Below are 17,108 nucleotides of genomic sequence, written 5' to 3'. Positions count from 1 at the left end.
CGGCCGAAGGGCCAGTATTTCGACACGCATTATGACGGCCCCCACGGGGGGCGGTGTGCGTCGCTAGGCCGGATCTGCACTGTTCTTGCTTCACCCGTGGCGGCACTCGCCGGACTTACAGCAAATGCACGATCTCGACGTTGGCCCAGTGCTGTGCGAGGTATTCGGCGACCAGCCGGCGATGGCAGTGGTGTGGCTTGTCTTCGCTGCACAACAGGACTGCGTTGTGCAGCAGCGCGGTGGACACGGTGTCTTCGATGCGCCGCTGTTGCATAAGGGCGATGAATTCAGCCTCGTAGGCGGCCCAGGTGCCGTCCCGCTTTTTGTAGGCATCCAGCATGTGTTGGGTGGGCGCGAGTTCGACATGGTGGGCGTAGTCCATGTCACAGAGCTCGTGCAGGAAAAACTTCAGATCGTCGCGCTTCGCGAATCCCGCCAGCTGGGAGACGTTGTTCAGTCGGACATCGACGAGTCTGGTTGCCGGGGAGTTGCGCAGCAGATCGAAAAAACGTTGCGCCGACTTTTTGGTAAAACCGATGGTGTAGAGCGCTACTGCCATGGCGGCCCGTCGGTGTCGAGTGCGGGATTGACGTAGGCGATTCGGTGTTCTTGGCGGCGCAGTGCTTGCTCGAGGAGCTCGTTGGCGGTGTGGAACAGGTCGGCCTGATGGAGGCCGAACAGCTCCCGCAGGCGCTGCATGGCTGCGGCGTGACTTTCGAGCCGGCCGTCGCGGTGGATGTGGTCAACCTGTGCGCCGCGTTCGGTCAGCACCCGCGCGACCAGCACGGCGCGATGACACTCCAAAGGCTCGGCCTCGGCGCACATCAGCGCGATGCGCTCGGTGCGCGCGCCCTCAAGCACCCGCCTGATGCCCACCCCAAAGCTGGGGGTCTGCGCCAGCCGCTGATACTGGACTTTGCCGGCGACATAACAGCTCAGGTCGTCGGTGCGCGCACCGAGATGGTCACCGAGGAACACGTATTTGATGCCGCTGGCGCTGAGGCTGCGCGAGAGGATGTCGCGGTTGAACTGCGGTGTGTGCCGGCTGGCGGGGACCGATCGGACGTCGGCGACCGCGGTGACGCGCCACCGCTGTAGCAGCTTGCGCAATGCCGGCCAGGGTTGGGTGGAGTGCCCGATTGTGAAAATGGCCTCCGCGGTCATGACGGGCTGGGCCTGTCGACGACGGAGCGCAGCATAATGGCGGCCACCAGCTTGTAGGTGTAACCGTTGAACGGCTCACCGAGGCTGATCGTCAGAAACGCTTCACCGAGCTCGCAGTGACCGTCGTCACCGGCCAGAAACGCGGCCCGATAGTGCGCGTCGGTCACCCGCAACACGTAGTTGACACCCGCATAGTGAAACGCTGCCCGCACCCCCCGTCCCTTGTATTCAGGCTGCACCGTGACTCTGAGGTCGTTGACCCGGATGAGCACCAACGAGGACTGCAGGCCAGCGGCATCCTCATCGGCGATGCGGTCGTTGCAACCGTTGGACGAGCTGCACCCATTAATCCACAGCGAGTCCGGGTGGTCCTGCAGCGCGGTCAATATCCGCCAGTCAGCGCGGTCGGTGCGCCGCCACGCGACGGTGTTGTCCAGCAGCCAGTTCTCCTGCTGAAATCCGTGCGGTTGAGCGCCGAGGACCCCGAGCATCACCACGTCGAGCACCTGCAGCTCGGAGCCGTCCTGCAGCTGACGTTCCGACCACGACAGCCCGTGGCCAGGACGAGAACTCACCGGCCGGATCCAGTGGAAGGTGCGGTGATCGACGACTTCGATGCCTGCCACACACCGGTAGGCATGTTTGACCGAGTTCGCAAGACACACAATCTTTTTGGTCTCCGCCATGCTCTTCCGCTCGTGCCGCGGCTCCCCTCACCGGCGCCAGGAACCTCTTTGTCCATCATAGGTAATACCGCTGCCACTCGGGTGCATGTCGTGTCAGGCCACGGCCACTCGTCGGCGGCGGCCTTGGCTGCGCGCGCAACCCGCCCCGAGGACCGGGCGGGCGCCGGAGGACGGTGTGAGCGCGATCGGGCCCGCACCGCCGGCCTGCCCGGCGAATCGTGCCTGCTCGGGGCGTGTGTACCCGGGGATCCATCGTCGATCGCCGTCGGCGCGTGCGGTCGTTGGACAGCGGCAGCGTGGGTGCGGTAGAGAAGTGTGTACGCGCAACGCGCGGTACGTGTTGAGAGCTTCCGCAACCTCCAGCGGCATCGACCTGCGTCTGGACCCGGGTTCGGTTGTTGTCGGGGAGAATCGTTCGGGCAAGTCAAATCTCATTCACGCACTGGGGCTGGTCCTGGACACCTCGCTGTCGATCGCCGATCGTCAGCTCGACCGCGACGACTTCTGGGACGGCTTAGCGACGGGTCCGACGACTGGGACCCGCTGTCGGCAGGCCACGTCATCTAAGTGGCGATCGAAATCGTCGACTTCGCCGACAACACCCGCGCGCTGGCCGCACTCGCTGGCGGCCTGGTCAATGAGGGCCCGCCGCGCGTGCGCCTAACGTACCGGTTCGGCCCGGTCGATATGGGCGCTGAGTCGATACCGAGCCCCGAGCGGTATCAGTGCAGGGTCTACAGCGGCTGCAGCCAGCCATACTCGCGATTTCCACCGCGCTGCGCCGGCGACGATCCCGCGCAACCACGGCGCACCCCGCGCCGCACACCGCGCGAGCCATGACTCTCAGTCGCGCCGGTCAGCGCCGGAGCACGTGACTGCGGCGACGGCCAACAACCTGATTGTGGGGCCGTAGTGTCGGCGGGCTGTGCAACGATCACACGCGATATGCCTGATGTCGACCGAGCTACGCTGCGGCGGTTGCTCACAACGTTTATCACCGCGATGGCGTCGCAGACCCACCGCGAGCTGGATGACTCCTTCGCCGCACTCGGCCTCACAGAGCCTCCGCCGCCGCAAGGCCACTCTCGTAGCCGCGCTCAACGCGTCGGCGAAGTCGCCGCGGCGTTGCCCGAAGTCGACCTAATCGGCATCGCCGGGTGCGTCCTTGAGCGCGGCGAGCTGCAGCCCGCCGAGCGCATCAGAATCGAGGACGTGCTGTGGGCCGCAGGGTCGCCGCCGGAGATCCCCAAACGCATCCGGCGCGAGATCGCCGCACGTCTGGATCTGGCCGACCTCGTGGTCGATGAGCATCGCTTCACCGCCATGCTGGAAACGCTGTGGCCGCTCGAGGCGCCCAATCCCTTCGAGGACCTGCTCCGTGGTTCCGGACCGTTCTCGGTACCTTTCGGCGGGCCCGGCCTGCGCGCCCAGATCCGCCAGCACGTCTACCGCAATCCCGGCGACTGGTCGACCGATGACCTGTTTGAGCACCTTGGCGCCTTTGAGGCCGGCGACCGCCGCTTCGGGAGGTTCCTGGAAGCCCTGGTATCAGCCGACGTGCTGATCCACGAACCTAACCAGCGTGCCGTCGTCGACGTCATCAACGAAGGGCTGCGTTCGTGCGGTCTGCATCTCACCGAAACCGACATTCGCGACGGCTATCCCGTCTTTTCCTTGTCCCGCCACGGCGCCGGCGCCGCACGGCGACCGCGGAACCTGATCTTCGCGACCCACGTCCGGCCCGATCTACGTCTGCACGACGCCCTGGACAACGAGCTCGAGAGCGTCGCGGACGCGGACGCCGTCCTGCTCTATGACCGGCCCATCGGCCCGGACGGCCTGCGTTGGAACGACCTGGAGACTTGGTGGACCCAGACTCGGCCTCCTCTGCCCGGCAAGACGGCCCGACAGGCGCTGTTTACGCGGCTGCGCAGTGCCATCCCGGCATCGTCGCCGCCGCAGCAGCTACTGTTTCGGTGTTTTCACGACATCTTCCGGGATGCGGTGCCCGAGTTGCCTGCCTTATTGCCCGAGGTGTGGCTGTGCTGGGACCCCAAAACTGTCCGTCAACGAGGTGCGGCGGCCCTGCCGCGATACCGGATCGATTTTCTCATGCTGATCGGCACCCACCGGGTCGTGCTGGAAGTCGACGGCGCCTCCCACTACGCCGACGCCGACAACCGCCCTGACCCCGCGCGCTACTGCCATGATGGCGGCCGACCGCGACCTGCGGTTACGCGGCTACGACGTGTTCCGCTTTGGCGCCTACGAACTGCGCGACGAGCGCGCAAGACCGATGCTCGCTGACTTCTTCGGCGACCTCTTTGAGCGCTGCGACTTTGGCCGCCCCTGATCACGCACCGACATGTCGTGCGCCGTGCGAGCCTCTCAGTAGCGCGCACGACACGAAGGACGATTGCCATGCCAAATAAAACCCGACACCAGACCGACGACCTCTACGACACCACGCAGCACAGTCTGGCCAGTTTGCTCCTGAACCGCGGGCACAGCCTGGCAGCCGCAGTAGTCGCAATGGCGCGGTATCGCTGCGACCAAGTCGACAATCTCGCCGGAGGGCAATACGAGATCACCCTCGAGGTACCCGCCGAGGCCTACGATATCGCGCGCGGCGAGCTGCTCGTGCCTGGACCAGGGATGCCAAGACATCATTGGCCACAAGCACTACGTGGGCTTGCAGATCCGGGTACTGCCGCCCCCGGCAAACCCCGACTGGGCCGCCCAACTCATTGAGGACTTGCGCGCACGCCAGGTTCGCCCGGCACGCCCCGCCGTGCCGGGCGTCACCGCGGCCACAGCACCGCAAGGTCGATCTCCAGTCAGCGAGCTCGCCGCCTCGCCACCCACAGCGGCTCCAGGGTAATGGCCGGGGTGCGGTCCCGCCTACCCGCCGGTGCGCCGTCCGGCGCGCGCGCTGCCCTACCTGTCCGGCACCGATGGTGTCGCCGTCGCGACATCCGCGCCAAAACGTGCCTGCCAGCGTAATCGTGGATAACGGGTATTATGCATGAGCTATGTCACCCGCTGAAGCACCCTCGCCAAGTGCGCCACCGCGCACCGACGCCGAGCGGCCCGAATGGTTTCGCGCGTTTCTGGCCGACCGAAGCACCCGCAAACCCTCCCCGCACACCGTGGACGCGTATCGGTGTGACTTTGACGCGATCGCCGTCGTGCTGGCCGGCGGCCCCCAACAGCTGGCTGCGCTGGACTGCGTCGCGATCACCAAGGACACGATGCGCCAGGCCTTCGCGGTGTTCGCCGCCTCCCGCGAACCAGCATCCATCCGGCGCTGCTGGTCGACGTGGAACACGTTGTGCAGCTATCTGTTTACCGCTGAGCTGCTCGAGGCCAACCCGATGCAATTCGTGGGCAGACCGAAGGTCGCCAAGAGCCTTCCGAAGTCACTTCCCGCCGCGGCCGCTAAGGCCCTCGTCGACGCCGTCACAGACCACAGCGATGCGAATCTGCGCAACCAATGGCCCGAACGGGACCGCGCCATTATTCTGACCATCTTGCTCGCTGGCCTGCGCGCCGGCGAATTGCGCGCTGCCAACGTCGGGGATGTCCGCCTCACCGAGGCCGGTGGGGTGATCCACGTGCGCGGCAAGGGCAATAAGGACCGCGCCATCCCGATCGAGGCGGCCCTGATTGACGTTCTGAGTGACTACCTGGCCAGTCGCGGCACTCGCTTCCCCGCGGCCAGCCGGCGCCGGCAGGGCAGCGACGTTCCGGTGCTGCGCCGCTGGCCCACCACAGCGCCGCTGTTCGTCGGTGTCGACGGGCAGCGCATCACCCGCGGGGCACTGCAATACCGAATCCTGCGTGCGTTCAAATTGGCCGGGCCGGACGCTCACCGCAATCCGGGGGCCCTTGTGCACGCGCTGCGACACACCTACGTTATCTGTACTGCTTTCGACCCCATGAGGTACGTCGGTTCAGCGGCGTGACACGCCGGTGCCTTACGAATATTCGGTAATGTGAGGCACGGCAGTTACGTTGGGCACAATGACATCGTTTCGGGCCGAACGGGCGGTCTCGCCTCTCGACGGATCTCACCTGTGGGTGGTACTGGATTCCGAGTTGGTGATGCACCGGGAAGCCAGCGACTTCTTGCGGGCGTTGCATGGGGCCAGCCGTTCGCAGCACACGATTCGTGTCTATGCCGGCCGGGTGGCAGCCTTCCTCGGGTGGTGCGCCGATCAAGGGGTCGAGTGGTCTTCGATCAGCGCGGCGAACTTGGCGCGTTTCAAACACTTCCTGGAGGTAACGCCGTATCGAGGCAGGCGGCTGCGCTCGGGTACGACGGTCAACGCCACGCTCACCGCGGTGTGCGAGTTTCTGCGGTTTTGCGCCAGAACCGGGGTAATCGAGCAGGCCGTGGCCGACCGGTTGGCTGAGCCGCGTTGGCTGCGGTTCGCCCCGGCCGGCTTCGATGCCGGCGAGTCCGGCCAGTTCCGCATGGTGCGAGCGCGGATGCTCAAGGCCAGGGCGCAGACAACGTTCCCGGAGGCGTTGAGCCCTGAGCAGTCTCAACGGGTCCTGGCGTGTTGTCGAAGGCCCCGCGAACGCTTCATGGCCACGTTGCTGGATGAAAGTGGGCTGCGGATCGGCGAAACCCTCGGACTGCGCAGGGGTGATCTGCACCTGCTTCCCGACTCCCGCCAGTTGGGTTGCGCGGTGCTGGGCGCTCACCTTCACGTTCGCCATCGAGCCAATCCCAATGGGGCGCTGGCTAAGTCGCGGTTTCCTCGAAGCGTTCCGACCAGCCAGGCAGTGTCGTTGGCGTATGCTGATTACCAGTTTGAGCGCAGCGAAATCCTCGGTGAGGACGACTGCGACATGGTGTTCGTCAACCTCTACCACGCGCCGCTGGGCGCGCCGATGTCCTATCGTGCGACGAAGGGGTTTTTCGAACGGCTGGCCACCGAGTGCGGTTTTGCGGTGCGACCGCATATGTTTCGGCACACAGCGGCCACGAACTGGGTGCGTGCCGGGGTCGACCTTGATGTCGTGCAGCGGCTGTTGGGTCATGCCGCGCTGGGATCGACCGCTGTGTATCTGCATGCCAGAGACGAGGACAAACGCCGAGCCGTGGCGGCCGTGGCCGCCAAGGAACGCTACCGATGAGCACATCGGCGTTTCCATCAAGGGTCGCCGCCGACGCCGATCGAGGTTCGGTGAGCGACGCCGGCTGGCAGGAATGGTTATCTGCCCATATCGACACCGCGTGGCGACCGGGTGAGTGGGACGCAGCGGTGTGGCTGTTCACCGGCGATTTGGACAGCGAACGCACAGCTGCGTGGCGGTGTCGTTCCCCGGGTTGTCCCATGCCGACACGCAGCTACAACGGCCGCTGCTGGGGTTGTCGACATGCCCTGTCGGCTTCCGGTGTCTCTGAGGAGGATTTCGACCGCCAGCCCCGCCGTCGGTCGACCCGCCTGGTTGCCCCGGGTGTGTGTACGGTGCCCGGCTGCGAGTGCGAGCTGGACTGCCGGGGCTTGTGCCGGCGGCACGCGCTGGACTGGCGCAAGGCTGGCAGCGGGCCGGTGGAGGAGTTCATCGCCGCTGCCCAGGCGCTGCGGCGCCGCGCGAACTGTGTGGTGGCCGGCTGCACCCGTGAAGGCGTCGCCCGGCACGGATTATGCAAGTTTCACGGCATTCGGCTATATCGGGGGCGTGGCAGCGGTCGGCCCTCGCGCGAGGAGCTGGCTGCGTGGATAGCCAACGAGAAGCCGCGGATCGCCGGGCACCAGTTTTACTTGGCTGACCTGCCACAGCTGGTGCGACTTGAGTTGCTTTATGCGCTGCAACGCCGCGACGAGGCGCCACCTTCGCTGGACCCGGTGCAGGTTCGCATCCTGATTAGCCGCCTGGAGGGGGCCAGCTCGGTGCGCCGCGCCGATCCCGAAGCGGTGTGTGAAAGCGGTGGCGTGCAATACAACGGGACCATCAAGGGCCTGTTCCGTGACCTTCGCCGTCATCTGGAACGGGCCTGGACCCAATACAGCGGCACCGATCCCTATGGCGGCGATGTGTGGCATCTCGAGCTGCTGGATTTGCAGTCCAATGGTTCGCGCCGCTGGCCGGCGGCTACCAAGGGCACCGTCGACTTCGGCGTGATCGAGCTGGGCTGGTTGCGCGAGGTGCTCCAAGGCTGGGCTCGGAGCACCCGCCCGTACGTGCAAGGGCTGCGGCAAGCGCTGCGGGCCTGTCAGGTGGCCTCTCAAACGCTGGTTGCCGCCGGGCGCGCCGACCCCGCCACCCTGGGCGCGGGTGACTTCGTGCTCGTCGAGCAGGCCATCGCCGAGCATCGCCGCGCCGACGGCTCTCGGTACTCCGCGAAATACCGCATTCAGCTGCTGCGGGTGTTTGACCAGGTGATCGAGCACGCCCGCACCAACGCGCTGATGAGCGAGGTGCCCGATCCGTTTCGGCCGTCGCAGCGCCGTTACCGGCTGATCGAGGAAACCAACGAGGAACAGTTGGGAAAAGCGCTGCCCGAGAAGGTGATTCGTCAACTCGACCAGCATCTACCCCTGTTGGGCCCGACGGGGCCAAACGGCTCGATGAGCGCCGCAGACCTGCGGGCAATGCATCAGACCATCTACCAGATCCTGCGTGACACCGGCCGGCGCCCCGGTGAGATCGTCAGCCTCAAGATCGGCTGCGTTGAGGTGATCGACGGCCAACACAACTTGGTCTATGACAACCACAAGGCCGCCCGACTGCGTCGACGCCTGCCCATCACCACCGAGACCGCCGAAATCATCACGGCCTGGCAGCGTCGCCGCACGCAGCTGCATACCGCGCCGTCGACCCGCCAGTGGCTGTTCCCCTCCCCGCTGCTGCGCGCCCGCCAGGCCCGCGGTCACCTGATCACCTCCAGCATCGGGGTCGCGTTTCGGTACTGGATCGAATCGATTCCCACCATCAACGGTGAACTGCTGGGCCCCGACGGGACCCCGCTACCGTTCGACCGCTCCCTGATCACCCCATATGTCTTGCGGCACAGCTACGCTCAGCGCCACGCCGACGCCGGCGTACCCGTCGACGTGCTCAAGGAGTTACTCGATCACCGCTCAATTCAAACCACGTTGGGCTACTACAAGATCACCCATAAACGCAAGCAGCAGGCTATCCGCGCCGTGGGATCCCTGGCCATCGACGCCTCGGGCAACCCGAGCTCGTTCGCCGACCCGCTGGCCTACGAACGGGCCTCGGTGTCGGTGCCGTTCGGCAACTGCACCGAACCCTCGAACGTCAAAGCCGGCGGCGGTGCCTGCCCGATCAGATTCCAGTGCGCGGGCTGCGGCTTTTATCGCCCGGATCCCTCCTATCTTCCCGCGATCGAAGAACACATCCACTCGCTCAAGGCCGACCGAGAGACCGCCCGAGCGATGGAGGCCGCTGATTACGTGATCGCCAACATGAGCAGCGAAATCGAGGCGTTTAACCGCGTGGTCGACACCATGCGGCGCCGCCTTGGCGAACTCGACCCCGAGCAGCGCACCGAGATAGACGAAGCCAGCCGGATCCTGCGCCGCGCCCGAGCCGCCCGGCGCATCCCAATCACCGCCGTGTCCACCTCGGGCAGACAAACCGGATGAGCACCACCGCGGCCAACCAGGCTCGCGCCGCAGCGCTGAAAGCGGCCCGCGCCAAAGACAGTGAGCTCAAGCGGCGACGGACACTGGCCGCCCTTGAGGCGATGGAAGCCGACGGCGCCTCGATCACCTTCACCGCGGTAGCCAACGCCGCCGGGGTGTCCACGTGGCTCGTCTACGCCCCAGGAATCCGCGAACACATCGACGCCGCTCGAGGTCGCCAGGCCAACCACAGTCCCACCCCGATGCCAACGCCCTGCGGCAACCACAGCACGACACCGGCCAGTCTTCGCACCGACCTCGCCATCGCGCGAGATCAGGTCAAAACACTGCGGGCCGAGCGCGACAAACTCCAACAGCGCCTGCGCTTGCAACTCGGCGCCGAAATCGAAGGACCCGATCGGGCGCTTCTGACCGCGCGCGTCGCGGACCTGGAAGCCGTCAACCGTCGACTCGTCGCCGAGCGCGACGCTCGCACCATCGAAACCGACTCCGCCAAAAGACATGTCGCCGAGCTGCAAGACGAGCTATGCGCCGCGCGAGAAAGCCTGAGACGGGTCATCAAAGCCCAAAACCGCACACCATGACGATCAAGACAGAAGGTCGTAGAGCGGGTTTCGGGCTGCAGCGGCACGATTTTCGGCGCCGGCCCCGTCGACGTAGCGCTGCGATGTCACCATCGATTCGTGTCCGAGCAGCTTCATCAGCGCGTAAACACTAGTGTCGACGTTAGCCAGTTGTGTAGCGAACTCATGCCTGAGGGCGTGGACCATGGCTCCACGCGCGCGTTGACTGTTCAGGCCAGCCCTTTTGAACGCCCGAAGTATCCGGTATTGCAGTACGCCGCGGGTGATTCGGTCACCGTCGCGGCCGACGAACAGGGCGGCGGTCGTCGGCCATGCCCCGAACCCGGTGCTCGGGCCCCGACGCTTGGTGTCGGCGGGAAAGCGGCCTGCACGCGAGTCAAAATAGGATTCCAAAACCTTGATTAACCCCTCCTCCACCGGGATTCGGCGATCCTTGTTGCCCTTACCGCGGACGTGGATCACACCGCCGCCCTCGGTGGTTGTGCGGATGTCGCCGACGTTGGCGCGAAGCAGCTCGTCGGCTCGCAATCCCGCCAGCACCGCGGTCAATACTAGGGCCGCGTCGCGTTCGGGCCAGTCGCTGCGGCGCTGCGACCCGCTGTCGGCGTCGATCGCCGCCAGAAGCCCCGACACGGTCTCGGCGCCCAGTCCCTTCGGCAACGATTTGGGGACTTTGGGGCGACCGATCAACGACATCGGGTTGGACGGGATCCGTTCGCTGTTGTAAAGGAAGTCGCACAATGTGTTCCACGTCGACCAACAGCGCCGGATCGATGCGGCCTCGTGGGTATCGGCGTAGGCGGCAAACGCCGCCCGCATCGCCTCCTTCGTGATGACGCTCGTTCGCAGCTCGCCGATCCGTGCGCGATCGCCAGCCAAAAGCTCGGCGATCGCGGCAAAGTCCTGCCGGTATGCCTTGGCCGTGTGCGGCGATGGCTTGCGGACAGCGCGATCGGCCAGAAACGCCGAGAACCACGGTGGAAAGCCGGGTTCGGGACCAGGGGCGTCATCTGATCTACGAGACGTCTTCGCCATGAACCCAATAGTCGCACCAAGTTCGCGGATACCAGGGATCCGCTCCCTATGTCGGCCGTGTCAGCAGGCGGCCGAATGTCGACTGCCATGGTGATGGGAGCGGTTTGAGCAGGGGTTAGCCACGGCCATGGGACCACCCGTTTGCCAGCGATGGGGGTCGCCTAAGCAGCCGAACGAATCATCGCAAGCCCCAGTCAGTTGAGCGCAGCAAGGGCGACGCCGCGCCGCCCGTAAGGGGATCCCGTTGCGGGCCTTCGAAAACAATCAGTTTCGTCGACTTATCTGTAAGAGTGAGTTCGATCGGCCGTGTAGGAGCTGGTAACGACGCCGGCTACATGTACACGATGTAGCGCCGGGCGGAGTCTGCGATGTCTCCATGTCACCGACGTGGATGTCGGGCGTGGGGTCGTAACTGGCCGTGGACGTCGCCATGGCGGGCCTCAACCACGCACGTGGCAAGCAGGGTGACTCCGCGCCGGCGAGCTGCGGGTGACTACACGGCGGCGATGGGCAGGACCAGCATTCCCCGGCCGATCGTACGAAGGAAACGGGGCCGTGGGGATGTCATGCCGGGTCTGCGGTGGGGGCGTGGGGTCGTTCGTGGCGGAACAGCGGCACGGCGAGGGCGGCGGCGACCAGCGCGGCCAGACCGAAGGCGGCGAACGCAGGTGTGAAGCCAGCGGTGAGCGCGGCTTGGAACAGGAGGCTGCCCAGCCCGAGGCCCGTGAAAAGGGTGAAGACGTTAAGGCCCATGGCCTGACCGCGGTGGCCGCGCAGGTCGGTGACGATGCCGGCCAACGGCGGCTGGGTCATGTCGTAGCCCAGCGAGAGTGCCACGATCGCGGCCTGCACCCCGAGGCGGGGCAACGGGGCAGCCAGCGCCAGGGCGCAGGCGGCGGTCAGTGCGACGCCAGCGGGGATGATGCGGGCGCGGCCGTAGCGGTCGACGGCGCGGCCGATGAGCGGGCCGAACAGGAATCCGGGGATTCCGTAGCCGAGCAGCGTCAGGCCGATGCCGAGTTCGCCGAGCCCGAACCGCTGCTGCACGAAGATCCCCAGCCAGGTGTAGACGCCGGATTGCACCACCGCATTGAGTAGCACGTAGCCGTAGGTGAGGCGGGCCCGCGGCTGGCGCAGCAGCTCAGTGAACCCGGCCGCGACCGCCCGCAGCGGGGGTGGAGTGGCCGGGCGGGGTGTGGGCGGCAGCGACTGCAGCGCCACCGCCGCGCCGAGCAGCACTGCCCCTGCCGCGGCCGCGGCGAGGAACAGGCCGGGCCAGCCGAGCATGGGTTGGCCCAGCGCGCCACCGGCGGCGCCGAAGGCGATGCCTCCGGCCATGCCGCCGAACAGCCAGCCCAGGGCGCGGCCTCGCTGCGCGTACGGGACTCGGTCGCCGATCAACGCCAGCGCGATGGGCACCACGCCGCTGGCGCCGACCGCGGTGGCCACCCGCAGCCAGATGAACACCGCCGCGGTGGGGGCAAGCGCGGTGAGGCCGGTCAACAGGGTGAACGCGGCGAGCGACCCGATGATAACCGGACGGCGCCCGATCCGGTCGGAGACCGGACCCCACACCAGGGTCATCGCCCCGTAGGGGATGAGGTAGGCGGGCACGGCCAGCCCGACCATCCCAGGGGTGGTGACGAACGCGCGGGCCAGCGCGGGCAGGATCGGCGCGATCATGAAGATCTGCGCGAAGATCACGAACGCGGCCGCGGTCAACACCGCGAGCATGCCCCGCGGCACTCCCTGCACCGAGTCCCTCGGCTGATTAGTCATCTCGGCGGGCAACGCGTTGACTGGTCAGCGTGCGTGGCATCGGCGCGAGCACCAGATGGCGCGGGCGGTGGCGACCCGAGTCACCGGTTATCCGGTGGTGCGGGCTGGGCGTGGATGTGGTCGGCGATGCGGGGTCGGTCACGGTCTGTGCTCACCTTTCGGGGTTGTCGCGAATGCTGTTGCGGTGCAGTGTGGTTCGGGGGTAGCGCGGGTGGGATCAGTCGGCGATGATGTGTCCGGTGTGCATGCTGCTCGAGCAGTGGAAGCTGTAGGTGCCGGGGTGGGGTGCCTCCAGGGTGATGGTGCGGGTGGCGCCGACGGGGACGGTGAGCACGGGTGAGCTGCCATCGTTCCCCTCCTGCCGCGACGTCGTCTGGGTGCTCACGGGCCGGCCCACGCTGCCGATGGCGTCGGTGAGCAGCCTGGGGCGGGTGCCGATGGAGTTGATGAAGATCGATGTGACCGAGGCGACCATGGCCAGCATCGCCCAGATCGGCGAGATCAACCCGGTGGTGGCCAGCGGGATGCCGATCCCGTTGAAGGTGAACGCCAAGGCCACGTTGCCGCGGGTACGCCCGTAGGCGTGTGCGCTGATCTCTTGCGCGTCCAGGATCGCGCTGACCTCGTCGCGCAGCAGCACGATGTCGGCCGACTCCACGGCGATGTCGGTGCCGCCGCCGGCGGCGACGCCCACGTCGGCCTGCATCAACGCCGGCGCGTCGTTGATGCCGTCGCCGACCATCGCCACCCGGGTGCCGTCGGCCTGCAGCTCGCGCACGATCGCGGCCTTGCCCTCCGGGCGCACCCCGGCGCGCACCTCGGTGATGCCGAGCCGGGCCGCGACATGGCGGGCGGCGCGCTCGTTATCCCCGGTGACCAGCACCGGAGTCATGCCCCGTTGGCGCATGGCGGCCACCGCCGCGGCGGCGTCCAGGCGCGGCTCGTCGCCCAGCGCGATCACCCCAAGGGCCTGCTTGTCAGCGGCCACGGCGATCACGGTGTGCCCTGCCGATTCCAGCCCGTGGATGCGAGCGCGCACCAACGTTAGGTCGATGCCGGCCTCCTCCACCAGGCCGGGGCGACCCACCAGCACCGCGTGACCGTCCACCGTGGCGCGCACCCCGCCGCCGGTGATCGACGCGAACCCGCTCACCTCGCCCAGGGGGAGCCCGCGCTCGCCGGCGGCGGCCACGATCGCCTCGCCCAGGGGGTGCTCGGAGTGGCTTTCCGCGGCGGCGGCCAGGCCCAACAGCCGGTCGGTGTCGGCGTCGATGGCCTCGATCGCGCGCACGGTGGGTTTGCCTTCGGTGAGGGTGCCGGTCTTGTCCAACACGATGCGGCCCACCAGCCGAAACGTTTGGAACGCCTCCCCGGTGCGCATGATGATGCCGCGGTCGGCGGCGGCGCCGGTGCCGCGCACGATCGCCAGCGGGGCGGCGATGCCAACCGCGCACGGGTAACCCATCACCAGCACGCCCAGGGCGGCGAACACCGCGTGCCGCACATCCGCGGTCCCGGTGACCGCCCAACTCACGACCAGCCAGCCCACCAGGGCCGCAGCCGAGATCGACAGCACGGTGGGGGTGTAGACCCGCAGCACCCGGTCCACCAGGTGCAAGATGCCGGGCTTGAGCGCGCGGGCGTCCTCCACGTGCCGGATCACCTGCGCGAGAAAGCCTTCGGCGCCGGCGGCGGTGACCTCGATGAGCAGGCTTCCGGTGCCGTTAATCGCCCCGCCAACCACCTCCTGGTCCGGGCCGCGCTCGACGGGCACCGGCTCGCCGGTCACCAACGAGAAATCGACCGCCGATTCGCCCGAGACGATCCGCCCGTCCAGCGGGATGCGCTCACCGGGGCGCACCCGGATGCGTTGACCCACCGCGACGTCTTCGACCGGCACCTCGGCTTCGGTGCCGTCGTCGGCAACCAGCCGGGCCAGGTCGGGCTGCAGGTCCAGCAGCTTTTTGACCGCCTGACTGGAGCGGGTCTTGACCAGCAGCGACAACCACTCGGAGAAGATGTGATAGGTGGCCACCGCGACCGCGACGGTGAAGAACTGCTCGGTCGGAAATCCCGGCAACACCCCGCTCAGCCCGATCACCCCGCCGACCAGCCCGGCGAACGCCGCGGCTTCCTGCAGCACATGCTGGTTGAGGATGCCGCGGCGCAGCGACTGGTAGGCCATCCGCAAAATATGTGCCGCCACGCCAAACACCGTCGCCGCCGCCAACACCGCGGTGACCCAGCCGGTCACCGGCGCGTGCAGCACCCTGCTGACGCGCAGCGCCAGCGCGAGCGCACCGGGTCCCATCACCGCCAGCGCCGAACCGACCGCCCGGCCCGTGCCCGAGCGCCGCACCACCGCGAACACCAGCGCGAACGCCATCACCAACAGGGTGGCGCAGAGGATGTTCCAGTAGCCCTGGGCGATCTGGATCATCGCTATCAGCGACAGGCCGATTGCGGTGAACAGCCGCCTGCCTTCACGCACCAGGTCGCGTTCTTCGTCTTCGAACGCGCGCAGCTTGCGCGGGTCATACAGCTCATAGCCGACATCGCGCAGGTTGGCCAGGATTCGCTCGGGGGTGATCCGGTCCTGGTCGTAGTCGACCAGCACCTGCTCATGCGTCAGGCTCACCGCCACCTGACCCACCCCGTCCAGCCGGCCCAGGGCCTTTTCGATCGTGCCGGTGCACAACGAGCAGTGCAGGCCCGCGATCTTGGCCCGAATCCGCCGATGCCCGAGATGCCGACTCGGCTCTGAGGCCCACAACCGGGGCCGTTCGCCCTGGGTATGTTCGTCCCAGGTTAACGTGCTCATCGGGGCGCCTCCTCGACGACCTCATAGCCGGCGCCGGCGATCCGCTCAACGAGCACCTCCCGCCCCGGTAGCTCCGCCCCGACGCGGATCTGCACGCGCCCGGAGACGTGGTCGGCGCTGACGTCGCGGACGCCCTCCACACGGCGCAGCACCGCGCCGATACGCTCCTCGCACCCCGCACACGACATGCCACGCACCCGCAACGTGATGGTGTCCATCCCATCTCCTTGACATCTGACCTGTTGTTTTCCTCGGCGACCCCACGCTAGAACCCTCCTCCAAGGACAAGGTCAATACTGGAGTGGGACGGGCGAGGAAAGGATGATTGCGATGAGCCACACCGTGGGTGCCGCCGCCAAGGCGGTCGGCGTCAGCGTGAAAGCCATCCGGCTTTGGGAAGCCAAGGGGCTGCTGCCGTCCGCAGAACGCACCGAGGCCGGCTACCGGTTGTTCACCGAGGCCGACATCAAGATCCTCGATTTCATCCGCCGCGCCAAGACCCTCGGTCTGACGCTTTCCGAGATCAAGAACATTCTCGAGCTGCAACGCCAAGGAGCCGTGCCCTGCCAGCGCGTCACCGAGCTTCTCGACGCCCACATCCGCGATATCAACCGCACCATCGCCGATCTGCGCGCGCTGCGCGCCACCCTGGCATCGGTGCGCCAGAGCGCGCGCGACGACCAACGCCGCGGAGAAACCGCCACCATCTGCCGCATCATCGAAACCGCCACCGACAGCGCCGATTCCCGCAACGCCCAGGCATAGTCAACACACTCGCAAGCGTGCCAACAACGTCGTACTACGCATCGCCCCGAGGGCGATCCGCACGGCAACGAGCAGCACTCAGCCAGCCATCGACCGGCACTGCTCGGCGCAGCGCCGGCACGCCTGCGCGCATTCGCGACAGTAATCGCGGTCGTACTTGTCACATTCGGCCGCGCACGCGTCGCACACCTGCGCGCACAGCTGACACAGCTGCGCCGCCCAGCGCGACCCACGCGACAGCAAGGTCACGCAAGCCGCGCATATCGCGGCGCAGTCCAAGCACAATCGCGCGCACTCGGCCATCTGCCCGTCTTGGGCGCAACAGTTGTAATTGCAAGTCTCGCACGCCTGTTGGCATTCGACGCACGCGTCTAGGCAGGCTCGGTTCGTCTTCTCGACCATCGCCACAGCCATCACATCCTCTCGCTGGTTGAACATATGACGTCCCGCGCAGCCCACGCCCTCCCATCGGCATGATCCACACCGGTGACTTCACCGTAAGAGGCTGCCGCTAGGGGAACTTCAAACGGCACGCCCTGATCGGACCGCGCCCCGCGGTCGGAACGGAACGCTGTGATTTTCAGAGGTAAGTGGCGGTGAATCTTCAGCGGTAAATGGCGTCACATAGTCGCGATGACCCGCGTGCGGT

The 17,108-nt window shown here is 66.9% G+C and carries 14 protein-coding genes; 6 read left to right on the top strand and 8 right to left on the bottom strand.

The window, feature by feature from the left end; genetic code table 11:
- Positions 1–115: 115 nt before the first annotated feature.
- Genes AO501_RS28000 through AO501_RS27990 form a run of 3 tightly spaced genes read right to left on the bottom strand, consistent with a single transcriptional unit; the run spans position 116 to position 1,850 of the window.
- Positions 116–559, bottom strand: a complete 444-nt coding sequence (locus AO501_RS28000) for a DUF488 family protein (RefSeq protein WP_055580833.1) — start codon at positions 557–559, stop codon at positions 116–118.
- Positions 550–1,164, bottom strand: a complete 615-nt coding sequence (locus AO501_RS27995) for a DUF488 family protein (protein ID WP_055580832.1) — start codon at positions 1,162–1,164, stop codon at positions 550–552. The genes AO501_RS28000 and AO501_RS27995 overlap by 10 nt, the downstream gene beginning before the upstream one ends.
- Positions 1,161–1,850, bottom strand: a complete 690-nt coding sequence (locus AO501_RS27990; protein ID WP_055580831.1) for a dual OB domain-containing protein — start codon at positions 1,848–1,850, stop codon at positions 1,161–1,163. The genes AO501_RS27995 and AO501_RS27990 overlap by 4 nt, the downstream gene beginning before the upstream one ends.
- A gap of 1,002 nt (positions 1,851–2,852) precedes the next feature.
- Here AO501_RS27990 and AO501_RS27980 point away from each other — a divergent pair.
- The 5 genes from AO501_RS27980 to AO501_RS27960 all read left to right on the top strand — a co-directional run bounded on the left by AO501_RS27980 (position 2,853) and on the right by AO501_RS27960 (position 10,059).
- Positions 2,853–4,157: a hypothetical protein gene (locus AO501_RS27980; protein ID WP_156452825.1), complete on the top strand. Its 1,305-nt coding sequence runs from the start codon at positions 2,853–2,855 to the stop codon at positions 4,155–4,157.
- Positions 4,158–4,882: 725 nt separating this feature from the next.
- Complete coding sequence (locus tag AO501_RS27975) at positions 4,883–5,815, top strand: site-specific integrase (protein ID WP_055580828.1); 933 nt, start codon at positions 4,883–4,885, stop codon at positions 5,813–5,815.
- Positions 5,816–5,873: 58 nt separating this feature from the next.
- On the top strand, positions 5,874–6,995 hold the full coding sequence (locus AO501_RS27970; RefSeq protein ID WP_055580827.1) for a tyrosine-type recombinase/integrase: 1,122 nt from the start codon (positions 5,874–5,876) through the stop codon (positions 6,993–6,995).
- Positions 6,992–9,475, top strand: coding sequence for a tyrosine-type recombinase/integrase (locus AO501_RS27965; protein WP_082658888.1), 2,484 nt, complete (start codon positions 6,992–6,994; stop codon positions 9,473–9,475). Before AO501_RS27970 ends, AO501_RS27965 begins: the two co-directional genes overlap by 4 nt.
- Positions 9,472–10,059, top strand: coding sequence for a hypothetical protein (locus AO501_RS27960; RefSeq protein ID WP_055580825.1), 588 nt, complete (start codon positions 9,472–9,474; stop codon positions 10,057–10,059). Before AO501_RS27965 ends, AO501_RS27960 begins: the two co-directional genes overlap by 4 nt.
- A gap of 3 nt (positions 10,060–10,062) precedes the next feature.
- Here the strand turns inward: AO501_RS27960 and AO501_RS27955 are convergent, their stop codons facing one another.
- The 4 genes from AO501_RS27955 to AO501_RS27940 all read right to left on the bottom strand — a co-directional run bounded on the left by AO501_RS27955 (position 10,063) and on the right by AO501_RS27940 (position 15,912).
- Positions 10,063–11,094, bottom strand: coding sequence for a site-specific integrase (locus AO501_RS27955; RefSeq protein ID WP_055580824.1), 1,032 nt, complete (start codon positions 11,092–11,094; stop codon positions 10,063–10,065).
- A 564-nt stretch (positions 11,095–11,658) separates the two neighbouring features.
- The gene (locus tag AO501_RS27950; RefSeq protein ID WP_055580823.1) at positions 11,659–12,828 is read right to left on the bottom strand and encodes an MFS transporter; all 1,170 of its coding nucleotides are present in this window, start codon (positions 12,826–12,828) and stop codon (positions 11,659–11,661) included.
- A 262-nt stretch (positions 12,829–13,090) separates the two neighbouring features.
- Entirely contained in the window at positions 13,091–15,694 is a 2,604-nt protein-coding gene (locus AO501_RS27945) for a heavy metal translocating P-type ATPase (RefSeq protein ID WP_082658887.1), read from the bottom strand.
- Entirely contained in the window at positions 15,691–15,912 is a 222-nt protein-coding gene (locus AO501_RS27940) for a heavy-metal-associated domain-containing protein (protein ID WP_055580822.1), read from the bottom strand. The genes AO501_RS27945 and AO501_RS27940 overlap by 4 nt, the downstream gene beginning before the upstream one ends.
- 112 nt (positions 15,913–16,024) lie before the next feature.
- Here AO501_RS27940 and AO501_RS27935 point away from each other — a divergent pair, with 112 nt between their 5' ends.
- On the top strand, positions 16,025–16,459 hold the full coding sequence (locus AO501_RS27935) for a heavy metal-responsive transcriptional regulator (RefSeq protein WP_055580844.1): 435 nt from the start codon (positions 16,025–16,027) through the stop codon (positions 16,457–16,459).
- Positions 16,460–16,537: 78 nt separating this feature from the next.
- Here the strand turns inward: AO501_RS27935 and AO501_RS39710 are convergent, their stop codons facing one another.
- Positions 16,538–16,762 carry a four-helix bundle copper-binding protein gene (locus AO501_RS39710; protein ID WP_231752631.1) on the bottom strand — a complete coding sequence of 75 codons (225 nt, stop codon included), beginning with the start codon at positions 16,760–16,762 and terminating at the stop codon, positions 16,538–16,540.
- Positions 16,763–17,108: the final 346 nt, after the last annotated feature.

The organism is Mycobacterium gordonae (genome assembly GCF_001417955.2).
Lineage (GTDB): Bacteria > Actinomycetota > Actinomycetes > Mycobacteriales > Mycobacteriaceae > Mycobacterium > Mycobacterium gordonae_B.
This window is presented reverse-complemented; position numbering and strand designations above follow the sequence as displayed.